Raw genomic sequence first — 22427 nt, 5'->3', positions numbered from 1 at the left:
GCTTGCATTGTCACGATGTAAGCGCTTACATTGAGTTCAGAACTGATTCCGACGAGGTAAGCCCTATGTTTCTGATCGCATCCCTTCTGGTGTTCTGTGTGTTTGCACTAAACGTCGCCATTGGGGCGAATTCTGGAACGGCCTACCTGGGAGACGTCGGCGAGATGATAGTTCTGTTCGTCGCATCGGCACTGTTCGTTGTGGCCATTCTCCAAAAAGAAGCCGCCCGTAAATCAAAGAATGGCGGCTGAACGTCCATAGGGAGGACACGTCTTGAAAGAAGAAACCAAGGAATTGAAATCGGCCGAACGGCGCAACTTTTTGAAGCTTGCTGCAAGTGGCAGCTTCACAGCTGCGTTGGTCGCCGGTGCGGGCGGTATGCTGTGGTCCTCTGAGGCTGTGGCACAGACAGCCAACGAAGAGCGCGAGCGCGAGAAGGCAGCGGATCATATCATGACCGTGGCGACAGCCTATGTGCTGGGCGCGTCGCGCAGCTATCCGATCATGCAGCTTGACCTGAAAGAGAACATCCAGAACGCGACCAACGGTAAAGTCTATGTGAAACTGGCCCCGGGTGGTCAGCTTGGAGCTGGCGGCTCGCTGGTTCAGAAAGTGCAGGGCGGAACAATTCAGGCGGCGCAACACTCGCTGTCAAACTTCGCGCCATTCGCATCGACGGTTGATCTGATCAACATGCCGTATCTTTGCGGGTCGAACCAGCGTTTCACCAACCTTGTGCATTCCGATACGTGGAAAAGCGAAGTGCATCCGAAGGTCGAGGCTGCTGGCTTTAAACCTCTGTTCTATGTCGTGATTGACCCGCGGGTTGTAGCGGTACGTAAAGGTGGCGACGCAATCATTACACCGGCGGATATGTCGGGTGTGAAGTTCCGCGTTCCGGGTTCAAAAATGCTTCAACAATACTACCGGATGGTCGGTGCGAACCCGACGCCGGTTGCTTGGGGCGAGACGCCATCAGCGATTAAGCAAGGCGTCGCAGATGCCCTCGATCCATCGGTTGGCGCGCTGTATGTCTTTGGCTTCAAAGACATCCTGAGCAACGTCACGTTCACGCAGGCCGTGCCGGATAGCCAAGTCTATTCGATGAACCTTGAGTGGTTCAACAGCCTGCCAGGTGATGTACAGGCGGGTATTGAATGGGCGGGCGAGATGACGTCGCATCAGAACCTTGCCAAGGTTCCATCCGCACGGGCCTACGCAATGGCTGAGCTGGCAAAGGCCGGTGTGAATTTCCACAGCCTGACGGACGATCAACTGGCGGAATGGAAATCTGCTGGTGGTTATCAGCTGCCGGAATGGGACCCCTTCAAGAAAGAATTGGCTGGCTCGATGGATGCGTTCGAGAAGCTTGTTGAAGCGGCTGGTACGCAAGGCAAGTACTACGTCCACGACGCCTAAAGACAAAGGCGGGCGCAGAGCGATGCGCCCGCCCGTTCTCTCCTCCAAATTCGACCCCTTGGCGCAGGCCCTTTCAGGTTGGCGACAGGGAAACTCCGCCCAAGTGCAGGATGCGACATGGATATTTTACGCAACATAGACAGAAACGCCGAGCGTTGGTTGCTATTGACGTTTTACGTCATGCTCGTCGTCACGATGGCGATCGAAGTGCTTCGACGCGAGATCTTCGCCTACTCGTCGATTTGGGGCGAAGAGATCGTCCGATATTCCTTCATCTATCTTGCTTGGATCGGGGCCGCTGCTGCCGTCAAGGAACGCGCGCATATTCGTATTGATGTGTTGATGCACTACCTCGGGCCGCGTCCCAAAGCGTTACTGTATATATTCGGCGACCTTGTGATGTTCGCAGTCGCCATCATCGCCCTCTACTGGTCGATTGAAACGGTTCACGTATCGGCCAAGTTTGGCTCAGTGACGGATGGGCTGCGTATCTCCAAGGTGTGGTTTCTTATGGCTGTGCCAGCTGGATTTGGGTTGATGGTCTGGCGTTTGATCCAATCTTTCCGCCGTGATGTTCGCGCGCTTCGAGACGGTTCGCCCGTCTTCGAAGGCGACAAACTGTTTGATTGAGGATTAGATAATGCTTTGGAATCAAGTCAATCAAACCGTCGAGCTAGGTTGGGACTTCTACCTTCCCGTCCTTCTGTTCGTTGCCTTAATCGCGCTGGCCGTTCCTGTCTGGGCTGCCATCGGATCCGCTGCCATAATCATGCTATATATGTCGGGCGACTTGCCGCTAAGCCTGATTGGCGAAAGCCTATTTACCGGCATCGACGCTTTTGCGCTGACGGCTGTGCCGCTTTTTATTCTAACCGGGGACGTTTTGGTCCGCACCGGACTTAGCCGCAAGTTCCTTGACGTGGCCGAGGCGCTGACCTGTTGGACCAAAGGAGGTTTCGGATCTGCCACAGTTCTGGTGTGTGGTATGTTCGCCGCCATTTCAGGCTCCGACGCAGCGGGTGCTGCTGCAGTTGGCCGGATGACGATCAACCGGCTTGTCGAAAGCGGCTATCCGCGCCCATATGCCTGCGCGCTTGTTGCAGCGGGTGCCTGTACCGGTATTCTGATCCCGCCTTCCATCGCTTATATCATCATTGGTCTTGTACTGGGCATTTCCGCATCTACCCTGTTTCTGGCCGCTTTGATTCCCGGTCTTGCAATCCTTTTTGCGATCCTGATCACAAACTTGATCGTCAACCGCATCTACCACTATGAAGGCGGGGGCATGATGACCTTCGCGGAATGGTTCGCCAATCTGCGCGCGTCCCTGAAATCTGGTTGGTATGCGTTCATCGTTCCCGGCATCATCTTCTACGGCATTTTTTCAGGTCGTCTGACGCCGACCGAAGCAGGCGCGACCGCTGTTGTCGTAACGATCGCGATGGGGTTCATTCTGCGCACTTTGTCACTCGCCGATTTCCCAGCGATGCTGGTCAGTTCCGCCAAGGTAAACGGCGTCATTTTGCCGATCATTGCGTTTTCCGCACCGCTGGCCGAGGCGTTGGCCATCATGGGCGTACCGCAGGGTTTCGTGACGTCGATAACGGCCCTGACTGATGATCCTTATGTGTTGATCTTGCTGATGATCGGAATTCTGATTGCCGCTGGTTGCGTGATGGAGACGACACCGAATATCGTGATCCTTGCTCCGATCCTGAAGCCTTTGGCGGACAACATAGGCATGAACGAAATTCAGTTCTGCATCATGATGATCACGGCACTGGGCGTGGGTTTCATCACACCGCCGCTGGGTCTGAACCTGTTCGTTGTCTCCGGTATAACTGGTGAATCGATCTTGAAAATCGCGGCCCGTGCCGTCCCTTTTGTTCTATGTATGCTATGTGTTGTTTTGCTGATCGCGTATGTACCAGCTGTCTCAACAACATTGCTCCCCGATATCTATAAATAGGAAGCCCAGAATATGGCCCGTGAGTACCTAAAGAAAGCGACACTTACGTCGAAATCCGATGCATCTGATGTGCATGAAACTGTGCAGAACATTCTGGCTGATATCGAGGCTGGAGGCGATAAGGCGGCGATGGAATATGCCGCAAAGTTCGACAAATATGATGGCCCTGTTTTGTTGAGCGCTGAAGAGATCGAAGCAGCTTGCGCGTTGGTTCCTGAGAAGCTGAAACAGGATATCCAATTTGCACATGACAACGTTAAACGGTTTGCGGAGATGCAGAAGTCGACGGTGGCAGACGTGGAATACGAAGTTGTTCCAGGTCTGACCGCTGGCCAAAAGGCGATCCCGGTTGATGCGGCAGGGTGCTATGTGCCTGGTGGCCGGTATAGCCACGTGGCCAGTGCGATTATGACCGTGACGACTGCCAAGGTGGCTGGCTGCCGTCACATCACGGCCTGCTCTCCTCCCCGCCCTGATGTCGGGGTGGCGCCGGCAATTGTCTATGCAGCGCATATTTGTGGCGCGGATAAGATCCTTGCCATGGGCGGTGTGCAGGGTGTCGCTGCGATGACGTTTGGTCTGTTTGGTTTGCCGAAAGCCAATATTCTTGTTGGGCCGGGCAACCAGTTTGTCGCCGAAGCCAAGCGCATTCTGTTTGGGCGCGTTGGTATCGACATGATCGCTGGCCCGACCGACAGCTTGATCCTTGCCGATGAAACGGCGGATGCACATATCGTGGCAACCGACCTCGTCAGCCAAGCCGAGCACGGGTACAATTCGCCTGTGTGGTTGGTGACGGATGATCGCGCGCTTGCCGAGAAAGTTCTGGAAATGGTGCCGGGGCTGATTGACGACCTTCCCGACGTGAACCGCGACAATGCGAAAGCAGCATGGCGCGATTATGCCGAGGTGATCTTGTGCGCGGACCGTGAAGAAATGGCCGCAACATCCGATGACTACGCCCCTGAACACCTGACGGTTCAGGCCGAGGACCTCGACTGGTGGCTTGATCGGTTGACTTGCTATGGATCGCTCTTCCTTGGTGAAGAGACCACGGTGTCCTACGGCGACAAAGCATCTGGAACCAACCACGTGCTGCCCACATCGGGCGCGGCTGGGTATACGGGTGGCTTGAGTGTCCACAAGTATATGAAGATCGTTACCTGGCAACGGTCGACCCGAGAAGGGTCGAAATCCGTTGCGGAAGCCACGGCCCGCATCTCTCGCCTCGAAGGGATGGAGGGACACGCCCGCGCGGCAGATGTCCGTTTGGCGAAGTACTTCCCCGACGAAACTTTTGACCTGACAGCCGATGGCTGATCCACGATCTCTTTTCGATCTGTCGGGGCGTGTGGCATGTGTGACCGGGGCCAGTTCAGGCCTTGGTCAGCATGCAGCCTCGGTTCTGGCCGCAGCTGGTGCGAAAGTGGTCGGTGTTGCCCGTCGGCGTGAGGCACTTGAAGACTGGCGTTCAGGCCAGGGCGACAATGTCGCGACTGTTGCGGCGGATCTGTCTGATCGCGACTCGATCCCTGCCTTTGCCAAGCAGTTGGCAGAGCCCTTCGGTGCGCCGGATATTGTTGTCCATGCCGCAGGGCTGAACACGCGTGAGGTTGCCGACAAAGTGACGCCAGAAGGGTGGGACGCCACAGTGGCGATCAATCTGACGGCTCCGTTCTTCTTAAGTCAGGCATTGGTTCCCGCAATGTCGGACAAGGGTTGGGGGCGCATTGTAAACTTCGCGTCGCTTCAAACGACCCGAGCGTTCCCCGGAGGGATTGCCTATGGGTCGACCAAGGCCGGTGTTGGGCAGCTAACACGCGCGATGGCCGAGGCATGGTCGCCCCATGGTGTAACCGCCAATGCCATCGGCCCGGGCTTTTTCCCGACCGAGCTGACAGAGGCCGTGTTTCAGGACGCGGACCTTGCGAGGCGCAACGCCGAGCAGACCTGCATTGGCAGAAATGGACGGATGCACGACATGGATGGCCCTTTGCTTTTCCTGTGCTCCGAGGCTTCGTCCTATGTCACGGGGCAAGTCTTGATGGTTGACGGAGGGTTCACGGCGAAATGAAAGCACTGATCTATGATGCGCCAGAAACACTGGGATATCGCGATGCAGATGACCCTATTTGCGGTGAAGGTGAACAATTCATCAGGGTCGAGGCCGCAGGGATCTGCGGCTCGGACATGCATGCCTATCTTGGACATGATGATCGCCGCCCAGCCCCTCTGATATTGGGGCACGAGGCTGCTGGAACAATTATGGGAGGCGGGCGTGATGGAGAACGGGTGACGATTAACCCGCTGGTCCATTGCGGAACGTGTCATGCTTGCAAAACAGGACGCGAGAACCTGTGCCCAGACCGTCAAATAATTTCGATGCCACCACGCGAAGGGGCGTTTGCCCAATATGTGACGATGCCAGACACCAATCTTGTTTCGGTGCCTGATCATGTGCCGATCAGTTGGGCCGCGCTGACCGAACCATTGGCGGTCAGCTGGCACGCTGCCCGGCTTGGGTTAGAAGCGCTGCACCCGAGAGCATCACGTACAGCGCTGGTGTTGGGTGGTGGCGCGATTGGGCTAGGCTCGGCCCTGACGCTTAGGGCGATGGGTCTATCTGATATCACAATCGTTGAACCCAATGTGGAACGTCGCGCGTTTCTGACCGACACATGTAATGAGCACGCGGTTGAACGTGCAGAAGGCCAGTTTGGTCTTGTTGTAGATGCTGTGGGTTACGCGGCGACCCGTGCGACCGCATCGGCCTTGGCAGAACCCGGTGGTGTCGTCCTGCATATCGGGTTGGGAGAGGATACTGGTGGGTTGGATATCCGCCGTATGACCTTGCAAGAAATCACATTTATCGGCACCTATACCTATACCACCCAAGATTTTCGCGCGACGGCGCAAGCGATATTCGATGGCCGCTTGGGGGATATGAAGTGGACCCAGACGCGGGCGTTATCTGATGGCGCCGCTGCGTTTTCAGACCTTCGAAATGGGCTGGTGGCCGTTCCCAAAATCGTTCTGGACCCTTGGGCCAACGCATAAACTGATGGATAGAGGATAGCATGTACAAGAAAATTCTGGTCCCGATGGCTCTGGATCACGACATCTCGGCCGAAACGATGGAGATCGCACGCAACCTTCTTGCTGAGGGGGGTGAGATTACCGGCCTGCATGTGATGGAAGCCACCCACGGATCGGTTAGCACCTATCTGGACGAGGACACCGTGCGCGCCGTGAAAGAGCAAACCCGGAAACTACTGCAAGAAAAAACGGCTGGTCTGAAAGACGTGACACCGGTGCTTTTGAAAGGTCATACGGCCCGAACCATTATTGATTACGCGCATGACAATGATGTGGATTGCGTCGTGATCGGGTCCCATAAGCCAGGGTTGAGTGACTTCTTCCTCGGATCAACAGCTGCACGCGTAGTGCGCCATTGCCGTTGCGCCGTACACGTACAACGCACCCGCTAATTCACAGAGATATAGGAACACGCGCCCAGTGAGGGTGCGACCAATCGGAGACAAGGGTCCATGGACATTAACAAGAAGATCGTTGACGATTTCGTCGCCAACGACGTTTCCTTCGTCACAACAGTGCCGTGCAAGCAGCTTGCGGGCGTGATCGAAGAGTTTGAAGCACGAGAAGAGGTGTTTCACATCCCGTCCAACAAAGAAGACGAAGGTATGGGCCTTTGCGCCGGAGCTTTCATGGGTGGCAAACGTCCCGCCATCATCATGCAAAACACCGCGCTGGGCGTGACGTTGAATACGTTGGCCACGCTGACCCAATACTACCGGATGCCGCTGCCCATGCTGATTTCATATCGCGGAGAGCTGGGTGAGCCAGTGGCCTGTCAGGTCGAAATGGCTGTGCACACCAAGGCGCTTTTGGCGCAGATGCACATTCCGACCTTCCATTTCCACAAACGGTCCGACGCGGAAGAGCTGGACAGCATCCTGAAATACACATTCATGTGCAACAAGCCCGTGGCGATCCTGACGGATGCGTCGTTCTGGGGAGGCTACTAATATGATCCGCTCTGAAATTCTGAAAGAAATTGCTCCGATCCTGCGGGACCAGCTTGTTGTCTGTAATATCGGCATTCCCAGTCAGGAACTGCACGCCATCGACGACCAGCCCACCAACTTTTACATGCTTGGTACAATGGGACTGGCGTCTTCCATCGGTCTTGGGCTTGCGCTGTCTCAGCCAAAACCGGTTATTGTGATTGACGGTGACGGTTCGATCCTGACCAATATGGGAACCCTTCCGACGATCGCGAACAATGTCGCGGATAATTACATCCTGCTGATTATCGATAATGGTTCATATGGCTCGACGGGGGATCAGCCCACCTATGCAGGGATGAAAACATCGCTGGCGAAAGTGGCCGAAGCTTGCGGCTGCGAAAACGTGGTTGAATGCAAGGCCGAGGATACTGGTAAGGCCGTTCAAGACGCGCTGGATGCCAAGCAGATGACAATCATCGTCAGCAAATGTGAAAGCGGCAACGCCAAGATGCCTGTGATCACCATGGACCCTGTCGTGATCCGCGATCGGTTCATGAAAGCGGTCACTGCCTAGGCCCATGTCGCGGGCAACACGCATCCATTGTAGCGAGGACGCTCGGCGCATGGCGCGTCGGCGTCTGCCCTGGATGGTCTTTGATTATATCGACGGGACCGCAGGCAATGGTTGCGGTGATGCGCGAAATCGCAAGGCATTGGACGACGTCTGCCTGCGCCCTCGCATTCTAAGGGATGTCAGCCAGCGCATGTTGGATGTACCGTTGTTTGGTAGTGCTGCAAAACGCCCCTTTGGTATTTCCCCAATGGGGATGTGCAATCTGTCTGGCCCCGGGGCGGACATGATGCTGGCGCGACTTGCCGCGCGCTATGATGTGCCACTTGGCATATCCACTGTGTCATCCACTCCGATGGAGGCCCTGATCAGCGAAGCCAATGGGAACGCGTGGTTTCAGCTTTACTTCAGCGGAGATGGCGAAGGTTCTTTCAAATTGGTTGAGCGGGCCAAATCCGCTGGATTCGACACTCTGGTTCTTACGGTCGATGTCCCAATCGTCGGCCGCCGTCCGCGTGAGCTACGTCATGGATTCACCATGCCCTTCCGCATCGGCCCACGCCAATTTGTCGATTTCGCCCTGCACCCGGAATGGTCATTGCGTACGTTGTTCAACGGCCGCCCAGAAATGGCAAATTTCGAAATGGAGGGATTCGAGTTTGATCGCAAAGAAACCCGCGCGCGGGCGGACTGGGATACACTCAAACGCTTGCGGGACAGCTGGGACGGTAATCTTGTCATCAAAGGTGTTGTCGATGTCGAAGACGCAGTTCGCCTGAAGAAAGCCGGAGTGGATGCCATCCAAGTGTCGAGCCATGGCGCGCGCCAACTTGAAAGCGCGCCCGCGCCGATCACGGCGCTCGCAGAAATACGCGCGGCGCTGGGTGATGGCTTCACATTGCTTTATGATAGTGGGCTACGCTCGGGCGAGGATGTCCTGAAAGCCTATGCCGCCGGTGCCAATTTCACCATGCTGGGGCGCATTTTGCAGTTCGCAATCGCTGCCGCCGGTGAAGAAGGGTTGCATCGTTTGTGGGATGTTCTGACCGAGGAGTTGAGTAACTCCATGGCGCAGGTCGGGCGATGTGATCTGACCGGTGAAGGTCTGTACAAGATCATCGCGAAGTGACCGACCCCCGCAAGAGCGGGGATCAGTGTCGTTTTCGAAGTTAAAGAACCTCTTCAAACAATGCCGTCAGGTTGGCTTCCGTCAACTCAATCGGGTTGCCACCACATGACGGGTCAATCAAAGCGCCTTTAACCAGCGTTTTGACGTCCGGATTGCTAACACCAAGTTCGCCGACACGATGCGGGATTGCCATACTGTCGTTGAAGTCCTGAACGAAGCTCTGGAACCCTTCGAAACCGCCTTCAATCCCCAGATACCCAGCCGCCAGATCAAATCGATCTTTAATAACCGGCGCGTTGAAGCGCAAAACAGCAGGCATGCAGATCGCGTTCGTTGTACCGTGGTGTGTGTGGTACATGGCGCCAATTGGGTGGCTCATCGCATGGATCGCACCAAGCCCTTTTTGGAATGCAGTTGCGCCCATCGCTGCCGCGCTCATCATATTGGCGCGTGCCTCGATATCGGTGCCGTCTGCATAGGCACGCGGCAGGTTGTCGATCACCAGCTTCATCCCCTCAAGCGCGATGCCTTGGCTCATGGGATGGTAATGCGGGCTTGAATAGGCCTCGACACAATGGGCGAAGGCGTCCAAGCCGGTGCCAGCGGTGATGAATTTCGGCATCCCAACAGTCAGTTCTGGGTCACAGATCACCACGGCGGGCAGAACTTTGGGGTGGAAGATGATCTTCTTTTCATGCGTTTCGGAATTGGTAATGACGCTGGCACGCCCCACTTCGGATCCGGTGCCTGCGGTCGTAGGCACAGCCACAATGGGCGCAATCACATCTGCATCCGCGCGGGTCCACCAGTCACCAATATCTTCGAAATCCCAGACAGGCCGTGTCTGGCCAGCCATAAAGGCCACCATCTTGCCAAGATCAAGCCCGGAGCCGCCGCCGAACGCGATCACACCATCATGACCGCCTGCATTGTAGGCCGCCACACCAGCAGTCAGGTTTACCTCGTTTGGGTTTGGGTCAACCTCCGAGAATAGCCCGCGACCAAGGCCAGCCGCCTCCATAATGTCCAAAGTTTCCTTGGTGATTGGCAGATCGGCCAAGCCCTTATCGGTCACCAAAAGGGGGCGTTTCATCCCAGCCTGCGCGCATGCTTCAGGTAGTTCTTTGATCCGGCCCGCGCCGAACTTCATCGTGGTCGGATAAGACCAGTTTCCTTGAAGGCTCATTTAGTCACCTTTTTCAGATGGTAAGATTTGGGACGGGTAAGGTTCTGATAGCCGATGACCGACAATCCACCACCACGCCCGGTGTTTTTGCATCCGGTCCAACACAGGCCCGGATCAAGATAATCCGCACGATTCATAAAGACCGTACCGGTTTCGATCTGATCACCCACAGCTTGCGCGCGGTCCAGATCACTGGTCCAGAGCGAGGCGGTCAGACCAAACTCGCTGTCATTCATCAACCGGATCGCCTCAGCATCGTCTTTGACCGGCATAATACCGACCACGGGACCAAAGCTTTCGTCCCGCATGACGCGCATATCGTGGGTCACGTTGGTCAGAATCTGAGGCGTCAGGTAAGCGCCGCCATCATCCTCGGGAAACGTCTCGATGTGAGCGATTGCACCATCCGCCAGAGCCTCAGCGGTCTGCGCTCGCACCTCGGCTGCGAACCGTACATTTGCCATTGGGCCAAGCGTTGTCTCGCTGTCCAGCGGATTGCCCAGCTTGTACCCCTTCACGATCTCCACGGCTTTGGCAACAAAATCGTCAAACAGGCTCTCATGCACATAAATGCGCTCGATCCCGCAGCAACATTGGCCCGCGTTGAACATCGCACCATCAATCAATGTGTCGACCGCTGCGTCCAGATCCGCGTCCTCCATGACATAGCCCGGATCTTTGCCGCCCAGCTCAGTCCCCACACCAGTAAAGGTGCCAGCCGCCGCGCGCTCCATCGCCTGCCCGCCGCCGACTGATCCTGTGAAGTTCACAAAATCAAACGCATTTCCCGCGATCAAGTTGTTGGTCACGTCGTGGGACAAGAAGACGTTCTGGAATACATCAGCGGGCACGCCTGCTGCATGAAAAGCAGCCGCCATCCGCTCGCCAACCAGCAATGTCTGCGTGGCGTGTTTCAAGACCACGGCATTCCCAGCAATCAGCGCAGGCGCAACCGTGTTGATCGCAGTCATGTAGGGGTAATTCCAAGGTGCGACGACGAAAACGACACCATGTGGCACCCGTTTGATGTAGCGCTTGAAGTTTGCATCCTCACCAACTTCGATATCTGCAAGAGCGTCGGCTGCAATCTCGGCCATATGGTTCGCGCGCTCATGAAAGCCACCAAATTCCCCACCATAGCGGACAGGGCGTCCCATCATATGGGCAAGCTCTGGCACAATCTCATCATTCATCTCGCCGACGCCAGCAACTCCAGCCATGACCAGCTTGACCCGCTCCGACAACGGTCGCGCGGCCCAGTCAACCTGCGCTGTCCGCACACGCGCCACAACTTCAGACGCGGCGCTTTCGGACAGAACCTCACGCTCTGCGAAAACCGATCCATCAATCGGTGAGATACATTTCAACACCTGGTTCATTTCTTCCTCATTCTAAGTAGGTCCCGTTTTTTTCTTGTAGAAAATATCCTGGGGGACGCCGCAGGCGGGGGGCAAAGCCCCCTTACGCCCTTTCAAATCCACGCGCAATTTCCCAATCGGTCACAACGCGTTCAAATTCTTCGATCTCAACTTCGGCAGCGCGGGTGTAGTGATCCACAACGTCATCCCCCATCGCCGCGCGCAACATTTTTGAGCCGTGCAGCGTGTCCCTTGCAGCCTTTAAGTTGCCAGGGATCATACCGGTGTCGCCTTGATAAACATCGCCGACGGTGGGCTCTTGAAGTGCCAACCCATCTTCGATCCCAGCGACCCCGGCTGCAAGCATACCTGCCATCGCCAGATAGGGGTTCATGTCAGAGCCCGGAATGCGGCACTCGACCCGAATGGCCTTGGTGCCCTCGCCACAAAGGCGGAACCCGGCGGTGCGGTTGTCGACCGACCAGATGATCCGCGTAGGCGCAAATGTCCCCTTCATGAACCGCTTATAGCTGTTGATATAGGGTGCCATGAAATAGGTATAGTCGGGCGCGTATTTCAGAAGCCCGGCCATATAGTTTTTCATCAGATCGGACATGCCCAACTTGTCATCCGCATCGACAAAAGCGGGCTTGCCATCTTTCCACAAGGACTGGTGAACGTGGGAAGAGGATCCAACTTTGTCATGATGCCATTTCGGCAGAAATGTCGCTGCATGCCCTTGTTGCCATGCGATTTCCTTCACTGCGTGTTTGGCAATCGTGTGAAACTCGGCCGTGTTCATGGCGGCGGAATACTTGATATTCAGTTCTTCCTGACCGGCCTCGGCCTCGCCTTTTGAGTTTTCGATCGGCAGGCCCGCGTTCCACAAATGATTGCGGATCGGTCGCATCACATGCTCTTCTTTGGTGGTCTGCAAGATGTGGTAATCTTCGTTGTAAGCAGAGATCGGGGTCAGATCACGGAAGCCGCCTTTGCTGATTTCGTCAAAGCTTTTCTCAAACAGGAAAAATTCCAGCTCGGTCGCGGTCATGGCGTCAAAACCCATGGCGTCAAGCCGTTCAACCTGCCGCTTCAGGATTGCGCGCGGGCTGTGGGGGACTTCTTTATGTGTGTGGTGATCCAGAACATCGCACAGCACCATCGCCGTGCCCTCAAGCCAAGGCACCGGGCGCAGTGTGTCAAGATCGGGCTTCATGACATAGTCGCCATACCCGTTTTCCCAAGAGGTCGAGGCATATCCGTCCGGCGTTGCCATCTCTAGATCGGTGGCCAGCAGGTAGTTGCAGCAATGGGTTTCTTCCCACGCGCCAGCGATAAAGTGGCCCGCATGGAAACGTTTGCCCATCAGGCGGCCTTGCATGTCGACCAAGCAGACCAACACTGTATCAACCTCGCCACTAGCGACTTGGGACTTCAGATCATCAAAGGTAAGATTTGGCGACATTTTGTGGACCTTTATTCATGTAAGCCGGGCAGGAAGGCCCGCCCGGCAATTGTTTGCATAGCTTAGCCGTAGCGATATGGACGACCAGCCTTTTGCATCTCGGCGTTATACTTTTTGAAGATGTCGACCACTTTGGCTTTGACCGGGCTTTCGGCCGCGATCTCATCCCAGAATTTAACGGCGGCGTCTTCGACGGTCTTCCATTCCTCGTCCGGGATGGTGGTCAGCTTCATCTTGGTGCCATTGACGCGCAGATTGGCTTCTCCGCCCCAGTACCACCACTGACGGTAGTAGTGTGATTGATCGGCACAAACCTTGAAGAGCGTTTTCAGGTCCTCTGGCAGTTCGTTCCAGCGATCCATGTTGGCAAAGAAGTGACCGGCCCAAGCGCCTGACACGTTGTTGGTCAGGAAATAGTTGGTCACGTCTGCCCAACCCACTGTGTAGTCCTCGGTGATGCCCGACCACGCGATGCCGTCGAGTTCGCCGGTTTGAACAGCTACCTCAATGTCTTCCCAAGGAAGCGAGACGGGTACAACACCGAACTGGCTTAGGAAGCGGCCAGCCGTTGGGAAAGTAAAGATGCGTTTACCCTTCAGGTCAGCAAGGCTGTTGATCGGGTCTTTTGTCGCGAAATGGCATGGATCCCATGCGCCTGCCGATACGTGCTTCACACCAACTTTGGAATATTCCTCGTCCCAAATCTCGTTCAGGCCCCATTGGTTGAACAGAACCGGTATGTCCAAAGAGTAGCGCGATCCAAATGGGAAATAGCCGCCGAAAACCGTGACTTCGGTGGGTGAAGCCATCGAGTCATCATCAGATTGAACCGCATCAATTGTGCCGCGCTGCATGGCTTGGAACAGCTCGCCGGTTGGGACCAGCTGGTCGGCATAGAACAGCTCGATCTGCATACGGTCACCCGCGATTTCATTGAACATCTTGACTGCCGGATCGATCACATGCTCGGCCAGTGCAGGTCCCGCATAGGTCTGCATCCGCCATTTGATCGTGGATTGTGCAAGCGCCGGAGTAGCAAGTGGCGCTGCCAACGCGCCAACTCCGGCGCCGGCGATAAACTTACGTCTCGTTGTCATTTGTCTTTCTCCTTGTTGCAAAAAATCGGGCCCGTTGACCGGGCTCTTTACCTAGTTTCCGTATACCCATCCTGGCAGCCAAAGGGCGATTTCCGGGAACAGGATGACCAATGTCAGGGCAAGCACCATCACCAGCACGAAAGGCAGAATGGAGCCGTAGATGTCGCGTAAAGTGATCTCGGGCGGGGCCATGGCGCGCATCAAGAACAGGTTGTAGCCGAAAGGTGGCGTCATATACGCGATCTGCGTGGTGATCGTGTAGAGCACTCCGTACCAGATCAGATCGAACCCAAGGGCCGACACTAGTGGTACATATAGGGGTGCGACGATGACCAGCATGGCGGTGTCATCCAGAAACGTGCCCATCAGGATGAAGCTAAGCTGCATCAGGATCAGGATAACCCAAGGGTTCAGGCCCAGGCGTTCAGTAAACAGAGACTCGATTGCCTTAACTGCGCCCAGCCCGTCGAACACAGCTCCGAATGCCAGCGCGGCAAGGATGATCCACATGAACATACAGCTGATGCCAAGGGTCATCCGTACCGAGGTCTCGAACACTTCTCGGGTCATCCGGCCCTTGAGGACCGCTGCCGCAAAGGCGGTCAGCGCCCCAATGGCTGAGCTTTCAACAAGTGAGGTCCAGCCGTTTACGAAAGGCACCATCATGGCCGCGAAAATGACCAAGGGCAGCATTCCAGCGCGCAGCAGGGCAAGTTTTTCTGACATGGGTATGTCACGCTCTTCCTTCGGAAGCGCTGGGCCGAGTGACGGGTTCAGGTGACAGCGAACTGCAATGTATATGATGAACATCGCGGCCATCATCAGGCCCGGAAAAACACCTGCCAACCACAGCTGGCCGACGGGTTGGCGGGCAATCATCGCGTATAGCACAAGTACAACAGATGGAGGCACTAGGATGCCAAGCGACGATCCCGCTTGGACCACGCCAGTCACCATCCTTTTGTCGTAGTTCCGTTTCAAGAGCTCCGGGAGCGCGATTGTCGCCCCAATGGCCATGCCAGCCACGCTCAGCCCGTTCATGGCCGAGATCAGGACCATTAGCCCGATTGTACCAATAGCCAACCCGCCCTTTAGTCCGCCCATCCAGACATGAAACATCTTGTAAAGGTCGTCGGCGATCTTTGATTCCGACAGGACGTAGCCCATGAAGATGAACATCGGCAGGGTAAGAAGCGGATACCACTTCATCAGCTTCATGGCGGATGAAAATGCGATGTCATAACCGCCTCTGTCGCCCCAAAGCACGAGGGCCGCAATCACGGCAACAAAGCCGATGGCTCCGAACACGCGCTGCCCTGTCAGAAGCATCGCCATCATCGTGGCGAACATGAAGATCGCGATCATCTCATACGACATGGTCGATCTCCTCGCCGCGTAGGCGCAGAATGTCTTTGAATAGCTCAGAGATGGCTTGCAGCAGCATCAAAGAGATGCCCACGCACATGATCATTTTGATCGGCCACAGATAGGGGCGCCAGGCGGTTGGGCTACGCTCGCCGCCATATTTGAAGGAATAGGCCGTGCTGTCGATGCCACCCCAAAGCAGGATGCCAAGATAGAAGATCAAGAACATAACGGTAATCGTGTCGATGGCCGCTTTGCGTCGCGTGCTCCACCCACCATAAAGAAGGTCCATACGTACATTTGACCCCATCTGGATCGAGTATGGCCCGCCCAGAATATAGTAAGCCACCATCGCGAACTGCGCCATCTCCAGCGTCCAAAGCGATGGATTGAAGAAGGTTTTTGAGATCGACGACCACAGCAAAATCGCCATCATGACGAAAATGCCGTACATGGTGACCCGACCGATGCGATAGTTGATCTGGTCAACAATGTGGATGAATTTGCGAAGCAGGTTCATATGGCTTCCCGGTTTGATGAGCTGTCCAATGAAACTGCGGAACGCAGGACGCCGGCCAAATGTTGCGCCATGTTCTGTGCTTTGGTGGGAGTGTCGATCAGATCATTGCGAACCTCGATCATGACATTGTCGATGTCGCGCGCGGTTCCATGCTTTGCCAGCGAATAGGTCACGCCATCGCGCGCCGCATAAGGTTCGTTTATCGCGGTATTAAATGATCCAAGACCCGCTTCGGCTTCAAGCGCGGCTTCCGCTAGCTTGGTCGAGCTGTCGTGCAGATAACCAATCTCGACCGCGCGTTGCTGCCCGTGAAAAATGGGCGTGAAGCTATGGATCGTAACCAGACGGACGGGCGACAATGATCGCTCTGTCTGGCGGTCGATCAACCAGTCAACGCTGTCGTGAAACGGTGTGTGGACAGTGTCAAAGCGGCGCTTGCGTTCTGTATCGGTCAAGTTTGCGTTGCCGGGGATGTCAATGACTTCGCTACGTTTCGGGATACAGTCGGAAGCTTCGAGCGGCCTGTTGCAATCATAGACCAACCGCGAAACCTGCCCAGCCACAAGCGGGGCGTCCAGCAAGGTGCTAAGGCATTTGGCTACATCCAACGCTCCGATGTCCCATGCTGCATGCGATGTGTGTCCGGCCTTGTCGAGTCCCAGACCGTCATATTCCGGTGGAATAAAGCTCGATGCATGCTCGCAAATAATTACCATCGGCGCACGCCCAGAGGCATGATACAGCGCTGCGGCTGGCCAATTCGGTGCGCGCATCTCTCTTGCCCCCCAGTTTCAAGCTGTGTAATTATCACTACGGTAGTACTGTGGGTGTCAAGAAATATTCTGTAACGATATCTACAAACCCAAGAAGACTGAGTGATTTGGAGACAAATGGGAAAGAAACCCCTCGTTAAAGACCAAATTCGCGAGAAGCAGGACGAGCTGACAGCGGCAGAACGCCGCCTGACAGCCACCTTGCTGAACGATTCGCTGGTGGCTGGGCTGCAGTCGATAACCAAGCTTGCGGAAAGCGCCGAGGTGTCTACTCCAACCGTCATTCGATTGGCGCGCAAGCTGGGTTATAATGGGTTCCCGGACCTGCAGGACGCAATCCGCGAAGAAGTGGCTGCGCAGATGAAAGAGCCGCTGGCGAAGCTAGAGGCTGCCGAACTTGCGGGCGGCAAAGATCACATCGTCAGCCGCTTCGCCGAAGCTGTATCCCACAACATCAACCGCAGCCTGGAGCGATTGGACCTGACCGAGTTTGACAAAGCCGCGGCGCTTTTGTCTGACCCGTGCCGAAAGCTCTATCTGCTGGGTGGGCGTATAACGCGGTCCAACGCGCATTACTTCTTCAATCACCTGCAAATCATCCGGTCCGGCGTCACTCAGTTGGACTTTTCCCCCAGCGTCTGGCCGCAATCACTGTTGGATATGGATGCGAACTCGACCCTGATCGTGTTTGATATCCGGCGGTATGAAAAAGAGTTGGAGCGTTTGTCCAAACTGGTCGTGGATCGCGGCGCGAATATTGTGTTGTTCACCGATCAATGGGGGTCGCCAATTGAACGCTATGCAGCACATTGCTTCCGCAGTCGCGTTGAAGTGCCGTCCAGTTGGGATTCGACACTTGCCATCAACTTTATGATCGAAGCTTTGGTTGCCGAGATTCAAAGCAGATGCGACAGCGCTGACCGGATCTCTGAGTTGGAAGAGATGATTGGCGAATCCCGGATATTCCGCAGCAACTGACCGTTGTGTAGGACTAGCCGTTCTCTGGCTTATCAATTAGCCCCTGCATTTTCGAAATCGCGTTGCGCATAGTGTCTTCAAGTGCGACCCGAACCCGATCTGCCACATCAATGTACTGCTCCAACGCAGGCTGAAGCGCAGGAATACGTTCACCTATTGCGGGCGCAAAGATGTATAGGATCGCCAACAAGCACGCCAAGACCACGACGAGCACGAACCCTCTGCGAAAGCCACCGGATCGCGTTTCACCCTCTGCGTCATCCGCGGCAAGGGAAATCTCTGCTTCATCCTCGGGGGCATCAAGTGTTGAGTTGATTTCTTCTATATCTGGAAGAACATCGCGACCTTTCAGATCGTCTGCTCCAACCGATGCATCATCGTTTGATGTGTCTTGCTCGACCACTCGAATGTCAGGAGTCGCTTTTGGTGCTTCCTCCAAGCCCAGATCGGTCTGAGTCTCAATGTTTTCGCGTTCGGCTTCGCGCGCATGAATTTCCTGCGCAGCTTCTTCCTGCAAAATGTTGCGCACATCGTCATTCAACGAGCGTGCAGCCTTTTCGCCTTGCGCGGTGTCTGGATCATCGACGCCTTCATCAGAGGATGTTTCGTGATCGTCGTCGTCCGCGCTATCCTCGGTGCCATCGTCAGCCGAACTGTCCCCGGCGCGTTCAGAAGGCGCATCATCGTCGTCGTCGCTACCAACGTCGTCGATATCGTCAAAAGGTGATGGGGTTTCGGGTTCCTCGGGCTCTGCGCTCGGAGGAAGCTGAAACCAAGCATGTCCACAATTGGAGCATTGAACATCGCGCCCGTTTTCGGGCATGACGCGGTCGTCGACTTCGTACTGAGCGCCGCAATTAGGGCAAACCAGACGCATTATTTCCCTCGATCCCCCAATATTAAGCTGGGGTTTTTCCTGCCATTTCAAACTCAATATGGCAGTTTCACGGCGAAAATCAAACCATTGCAAGCTCTGCATTGAAACAATTGCAAAGCTGAGGCAAAACTGTCGCCAAACAAGTGTGAGGACAAATTGTGATCGAGCTAGAACAAGTGTCCTACGGATATGGGGATCGTATGCTCCTATCTGACATTTCACTAAATCTCGCACCGGGATCGTTTCATTTCCTGACAGGGCCGTCAGGGGCGGGCAAAACGACGTTGATAAAGCTGTGCTACGGAGAACTGATCGCGACGCAGGGGCGTGTGGCTCTGTTTGATCAGGATGCAGGAATGATGTCGCGGGACGATATCGCTGCGGCCCGTCGCCGCATCGGAGTCGTACATCAGGACTGCAAATTTCTGGACCATCTCAGCCTATCAGAGAATGTCTCGCTGCCTTTGACGGTGTCGGGGCGCAGCCTTGCAAACCCGTCTGAGCTTGACGATCTGATGGCTTGGGTTGGATTGACCGAGCAAAGCAGTGCCAAGCCGCCTGAACTGTCCGGGGGAGAGCGCCAGCGGGCCGCGCTGGCCCGCGCCGTAGTCATGTCCCCCGATGTGATTTTGGCGGACGAGCCAACTGGTAATGTAGACTGGGAGATGTCACTTCGATTGCTCAAGCTTTTGATTGAACTGAACCGTATGGGCAAAACAGTCTTGATCGCGACGCACGACATGAACTTGATCCGCTCCACGAAGGCACAAGTTCAGGCCCGTGTCCTTCGGATTTCGAACAAGCAAGTCCATCAGGCAGGAGCCGACCTATGAACGCGCGCCTGAAAAACCTAACCCAATTCGTCACCGGTGACGCTCAGGCAGACCGGGTTGTTCCGCCGACCGGGTTCACTGCACGCCTGACGGTGTTTGCGGCGGCCTCGATGGCGTTTCTTGCGGTGTTCGCTCTGGCGCTGTCCCTTGCAACGGGCCGTTTGGCGGATCGTTGGGGCGAGGCATTGGCCAAAAGTTCGACAATTCGTATATCCGCGCCTGCCGATCAGATGGACGCGCAGGTCCTCGCTGTGATGGAGGTCTTGGCCACCACCCCCGGTATCAAGTCATCCCGACCACTTGGGGACGACGAACAGCGGGCATTGCTAGAGCCCTGGTTCGGACCCGACTTGCCACTGGACCAATTACCGATCCCAAAGCTTGTCGAAGTGATCGAAGATGATCAGGGCTTTGACCCCGAAGGCCTGCGCGCACGGCTGGCAGGCGAAGCACCCGGGGCAATTCTTGATGATCACACCCGCTGGAGAGAGCCGCTGGTGAAAGCGGCCAACCGCTTGCGAACTTTGGGATTTGTAGCGATCGCGCTGATTTCGGCGCTCGCAGCCGTGGTAATCACATTGGCGGCGTCGGCAGCACTTGCCGCGAATGAACAAGTCATCCGTGTCTTGCGTTTGGTGGGCGCACAGGATGGGTATATCGCGCACGCATTCGTTCGCAGGTACACTTTGCGCGCGCTGGGCGGTGCTTTTGCTGGAACTCTGCTTGGTGCGGTTGCTATCATGTTCCTTCCCTCGACCGGGGACGAGCCAAGCTTGCTGACTGGGCTTGGTTTGAAGGGCTGGCAATGGCTTTGGCTCTTGCTGATCCCACCATTCGCTGCGCTCGTGGCCTTTCTGGCAACCCGTCGCACTGCCCAGACCGTATTGCAGGAGAAACGCTAATGCGCCATGCGATCCAATGGCTCCGCTCGTTGCTATTTATCATCCAGATGTATTTGGTTCTTCCAATCATTGGCTTCGGATTTGTGCCGCTAATCTGGATCAACAAGAAATACGCGATGATCGCCATTCATAGTTATTGCAGGTGGGTCCGATGGACCGCGTCTTGGATGGTCGGACTGCGCTCTGAAATTCGGGGCGAGCCGCCGACGGACGAGGTTATCATCGGTGCGAAACATCAGAGTTTCCTTGATATCATTATGATCGCCAGTGCTTTGCCAGCGCCTAAATACATCATGAAAAAGCAACTCGTTTGGGCGCCTGTGATCGGCCTGTATGCGAAATATACCAACAGTATTCCTGTCGATCGTGGCAAGCGTGGGCAGGCGATCAAGCAGATGGTTGCAGACGTCCGTGCTGGAACCGTGAAGCCCGGTCAGTTGGTGATCTTTCCGCAAGGCACCCGCGTCGCGGCCGGGGCTAAGAAGCCATATAAAATCGGCACTGGCGTACTCTATCGCGAAACTGGGCAACCTTGTGTGCCGGCCTCAACCAACGTTGGTGTATTTTGGAAGCGGCATGGGATTATGCGCTATCCGGGTCTGGCAGTGGTGGAGTTTCACCCTCGTATCGAACCGGGGCTCGAATTGGAGGCGTTCATGGAGCAGTTGGAAACGGCCGTTGAAACAGGCTCTAACGCCTTGATGCGTGAAGCTGGGTTGGAGATTGTAGACTAATGGACTTCATAATGACGGAAGCGGAACTGGAAGCTTTGTATGGCGCGCCTGTCGAAATGGCGATGAGGAAAGTTACCACCCACCTGACACCTGCCTATCGCAAATGGATTCTGGCGTCGCGCTTTTGCGTACTGACAACAGTGGGCGATGAAGGAACCGACGGCAGCCCCCGAGGCGACGATGGCCCTGTCGTGATGGAAATTGATTCACAAACGCTTGCTTTGCCGGATTGGCGCGGCAACCAACGGCTCGACAGTCTGCGCAATATCGTTCGCGACCCCCGCGTATCTCTGATGTTCATGGTGCCGGGATCGGCAAATGTCATGCGTGTGAACGGAGAGGCGCGATTGACAACAGACGACGCCCTGTGCGCGAAGTTCGAGAAATCCGGCAAACAACCTCGGACCGTCATCGTGATCCGTATCCACGAGGTATACCCCCAATGCGCCCGCGCCATCGTGCGCGCGAAGATCTGGACGTCGGGTGATGAAAGCACCGATTTGCCTACGATTGGTGCGATGATGAAAGAGATCACTTCGGGCGCGTTCGACGGTGATGCTTATGACAAAGAATGGCCGGATCGCGCAAAGTCGACGATGTGGTGAGAAGATGATCACCCAGCTGATGATGGACGTAGACGGCGTCTTGGTGACAGGGCGGCCATCGGATGGATTGCCATGGAAAACGGATCTTGAGGCCGATCTAGGCGTTTCGCCAGAGGACCTTCACGAGGCATTCTTCCGCCCCTATTGGTCCGATATCGTTACGGGAAAACGGGCGCTTCATGCGGTTTTGGGCAATGTGCTGACCGACATAGCGCCTCATTTGTCATCGTCTGAGCTGATCGACTACTGGTTCGCGAACGATGCCAGATTGGAGGAATCTGTTCTGGAAGCGATGGAAAACCTGCGAAAGCCGGGGATGCAGGTTTACCTTGCAACAAATCAAGATACGCTTCGGGCGCAGTATCTCTGGGACGACCTAGGCTTAAAGGTCTATGCTGACGGTATGCTAAGCTCGGCGCGCCTTAGTGCAGCCAAACCGGACCCAGAGTTCTTCATGCGTGCGTCGAACCACACTAATGCCCCAGTAAGTGAGCACCTGCTGATCGATGACAGTCAGGCCAATACAGCCGCAGCCAAGGCTGCTGGCTGGCATGCGTATCATTGGACGGGTGCAGAGGCGCTGGGCGACGTGGTCCAACGCTTCCAGTCTGGTTGACT

General features: G+C 55.6%; 25 protein-coding genes. 17 read left to right on the top strand and 8 right to left on the bottom strand.

Going from position 1 to position 22427, the window contains the following annotated elements; genetic code table 11:
- The first annotated feature begins 65 nt into the window (after positions 1–65).
- The 11 genes from V6N04_RS07955 to V6N04_RS07905 all read left to right on the top strand — a co-directional run bounded on the left by V6N04_RS07955 (position 66) and on the right by V6N04_RS07905 (position 9116).
- The gene (locus V6N04_RS07955) at positions 66–251 is read left to right on the top strand and encodes a hypothetical protein (protein WP_371169612.1); all 186 of its coding nucleotides are present in this window, start codon (positions 66–68) and stop codon (positions 249–251) included.
- Between the two features lie 22 nt (positions 252–273).
- Positions 274–1419 carry a TRAP transporter substrate-binding protein gene (locus tag V6N04_RS07950; RefSeq protein WP_371169611.1) on the top strand — a complete coding sequence of 382 codons (1146 nt, stop codon included), beginning with the start codon at positions 274–276 and terminating at the stop codon, positions 1417–1419.
- A 117-nt stretch (positions 1420–1536) separates the two neighbouring features.
- Positions 1537–2049, top strand: a complete 513-nt coding sequence (locus V6N04_RS07945) for a TRAP transporter small permease (RefSeq protein WP_371169610.1) — start codon at positions 1537–1539, stop codon at positions 2047–2049.
- Between the two features lie 10 nt (positions 2050–2059).
- Positions 2060–3388 carry a TRAP transporter large permease gene (locus V6N04_RS07940; RefSeq protein WP_371169609.1) on the top strand — a complete coding sequence of 443 codons (1329 nt, stop codon included), beginning with the start codon at positions 2060–2062 and terminating at the stop codon, positions 3386–3388.
- 12 nt (positions 3389–3400) lie between these two features.
- Positions 3401–4708, top strand: a complete 1308-nt coding sequence (gene hisD / locus V6N04_RS07935; protein ID WP_371169608.1) for a histidinol dehydrogenase — start codon at positions 3401–3403, stop codon at positions 4706–4708.
- On the top strand, positions 4701–5462 hold the full coding sequence (locus V6N04_RS07930) for an SDR family NAD(P)-dependent oxidoreductase (RefSeq protein ID WP_371169607.1): 762 nt from the start codon (positions 4701–4703) through the stop codon (positions 5460–5462). Before hisD ends, V6N04_RS07930 begins: the two co-directional genes overlap by 8 nt.
- Positions 5459–6445 carry a zinc-dependent alcohol dehydrogenase gene (locus V6N04_RS07925; protein WP_371169606.1) on the top strand — a complete coding sequence of 329 codons (987 nt, stop codon included), beginning with the start codon at positions 5459–5461 and terminating at the stop codon, positions 6443–6445. The genes V6N04_RS07930 and V6N04_RS07925 overlap by 4 nt, the downstream gene beginning before the upstream one ends.
- A gap of 20 nt (positions 6446–6465) precedes the next feature.
- On the top strand, positions 6466–6876 hold the full coding sequence (locus tag V6N04_RS07920) for a universal stress protein (RefSeq protein WP_371169605.1): 411 nt from the start codon (positions 6466–6468) through the stop codon (positions 6874–6876).
- Positions 6877–6936: 60 nt separating this feature from the next.
- Positions 6937–7434 (top strand): sulfopyruvate decarboxylase subunit alpha, encoded by a 498-nt coding sequence (locus V6N04_RS07915; protein ID WP_371169604.1) that lies wholly within the window; start codon positions 6937–6939, stop codon positions 7432–7434.
- 1 nt (position 7435) lies between these two features.
- Complete coding sequence (gene comE / locus V6N04_RS07910; RefSeq protein ID WP_371169603.1) at positions 7436–7990, top strand: sulfopyruvate decarboxylase subunit beta; 555 nt, start codon at positions 7436–7438, stop codon at positions 7988–7990.
- A 49-nt stretch (positions 7991–8039) separates the two neighbouring features.
- Entirely contained in the window at positions 8040–9116 is a 1077-nt protein-coding gene (locus tag V6N04_RS07905) for an alpha-hydroxy acid oxidase (RefSeq protein WP_371169602.1), read from the top strand.
- 40 nt (positions 9117–9156) lie between these two features.
- Here V6N04_RS07905 and V6N04_RS07900 read toward each other — a convergent pair whose 3' ends face one another.
- The 7 genes from V6N04_RS07900 to V6N04_RS07870 all read right to left on the bottom strand — a co-directional run bounded on the left by V6N04_RS07900 (position 9157) and on the right by V6N04_RS07870 (position 16880).
- Complete coding sequence (locus V6N04_RS07900; protein ID WP_371169601.1) at positions 9157–10302, bottom strand: iron-containing alcohol dehydrogenase; 1146 nt, start codon at positions 10300–10302, stop codon at positions 9157–9159.
- Complete coding sequence (locus V6N04_RS07895) at positions 10299–11681, bottom strand: aldehyde dehydrogenase family protein (RefSeq protein ID WP_371169600.1); 1383 nt, start codon at positions 11679–11681, stop codon at positions 10299–10301. Before V6N04_RS07895 ends, V6N04_RS07900 begins: the two co-directional genes overlap by 4 nt.
- 82 nt (positions 11682–11763) lie before the next feature.
- Complete coding sequence (locus V6N04_RS07890) at positions 11764–13125, bottom strand: glutamine synthetase family protein (RefSeq protein WP_371169599.1); 1362 nt, start codon at positions 13123–13125, stop codon at positions 11764–11766.
- Positions 13126–13187: 62 nt separating this feature from the next.
- The gene (locus V6N04_RS07885; RefSeq protein WP_371169598.1) at positions 13188–14222 is read right to left on the bottom strand and encodes a TRAP transporter substrate-binding protein; all 1035 of its coding nucleotides are present in this window, start codon (positions 14220–14222) and stop codon (positions 13188–13190) included.
- Between the two features lie 51 nt (positions 14223–14273).
- Positions 14274–15599, bottom strand: coding sequence for a TRAP transporter large permease (locus V6N04_RS07880; protein ID WP_371169597.1), 1326 nt, complete (start codon positions 15597–15599; stop codon positions 14274–14276).
- Entirely contained in the window at positions 15589–16107 is a 519-nt protein-coding gene (locus V6N04_RS07875) for a TRAP transporter small permease subunit (protein ID WP_371169596.1), read from the bottom strand. The genes V6N04_RS07880 and V6N04_RS07875 overlap by 11 nt, the downstream gene beginning before the upstream one ends.
- Positions 16104–16880: an N-formylglutamate amidohydrolase gene (locus tag V6N04_RS07870; RefSeq protein ID WP_371169595.1), complete on the bottom strand. Its 777-nt coding sequence runs from the start codon at positions 16878–16880 to the stop codon at positions 16104–16106. The genes V6N04_RS07875 and V6N04_RS07870 overlap by 4 nt, the downstream gene beginning before the upstream one ends.
- Positions 16881–16997: 117 nt before the next feature.
- Between V6N04_RS07870 and V6N04_RS07865 the strand changes: the two genes are divergently transcribed.
- Positions 16998–17858 carry a MurR/RpiR family transcriptional regulator gene (locus V6N04_RS07865; protein ID WP_371169594.1) on the top strand — a complete coding sequence of 287 codons (861 nt, stop codon included), beginning with the start codon at positions 16998–17000 and terminating at the stop codon, positions 17856–17858.
- A gap of 13 nt (positions 17859–17871) precedes the next feature.
- On the opposite strand, the gene V6N04_RS07860 is transcribed toward V6N04_RS07865, so the two are convergent.
- Entirely contained in the window at positions 17872–18735 is an 864-nt protein-coding gene (locus tag V6N04_RS07860; RefSeq protein WP_371169593.1) for a zinc-ribbon domain-containing protein, read from the bottom strand.
- 158 nt (positions 18736–18893) lie between these two features.
- On the opposite strand from V6N04_RS07860, the gene V6N04_RS07855 reads away from it, so the two are divergent.
- Genes V6N04_RS07855 through V6N04_RS07835 form a run of 5 tightly spaced genes read left to right on the top strand, consistent with a single transcriptional unit; the run spans position 18894 to position 22425 of the window.
- Positions 18894–19568 (top strand): cell division ATP-binding protein FtsE, encoded by a 675-nt coding sequence (locus V6N04_RS07855; RefSeq protein WP_371169592.1) that lies wholly within the window; start codon positions 18894–18896, stop codon positions 19566–19568.
- Positions 19565–20470 carry a cell division protein FtsX gene (locus tag V6N04_RS07850; RefSeq protein ID WP_371169591.1) on the top strand — a complete coding sequence of 302 codons (906 nt, stop codon included), beginning with the start codon at positions 19565–19567 and terminating at the stop codon, positions 20468–20470. The genes V6N04_RS07855 and V6N04_RS07850 overlap by 4 nt, the downstream gene beginning before the upstream one ends.
- Positions 20470–21204 carry a lysophospholipid acyltransferase family protein gene (locus V6N04_RS07845; protein WP_371169590.1) on the top strand — a complete coding sequence of 245 codons (735 nt, stop codon included), beginning with the start codon at positions 20470–20472 and terminating at the stop codon, positions 21202–21204. The genes V6N04_RS07850 and V6N04_RS07845 overlap by 1 nt, the downstream gene beginning before the upstream one ends.
- Positions 21204–21809 carry a pyridoxamine 5'-phosphate oxidase family protein gene (locus V6N04_RS07840; RefSeq protein WP_371169589.1) on the top strand — a complete coding sequence of 202 codons (606 nt, stop codon included), beginning with the start codon at positions 21204–21206 and terminating at the stop codon, positions 21807–21809. Before V6N04_RS07845 ends, V6N04_RS07840 begins: the two co-directional genes overlap by 1 nt.
- The gene (locus V6N04_RS07835) at positions 21766–22425 is read left to right on the top strand and encodes an HAD-IA family hydrolase (RefSeq protein WP_371169588.1); all 660 of its coding nucleotides are present in this window, start codon (positions 21766–21768) and stop codon (positions 22423–22425) included. The genes V6N04_RS07840 and V6N04_RS07835 overlap by 44 nt, the downstream gene beginning before the upstream one ends.
- The last annotated feature ends 2 nt before the right edge of the window (positions 22426–22427 follow it).

Source organism: Aliiroseovarius conchicola, from assembly GCF_041403445.1.
Classification (GTDB): Bacteria; Pseudomonadota; Alphaproteobacteria; order Rhodobacterales; family Rhodobacteraceae; genus Aliiroseovarius; species Aliiroseovarius conchicola.
The sequence above is the reverse complement of the archived record's forward strand: the minus strand, read 5'-3'. Positions and strand labels throughout refer to the sequence as shown.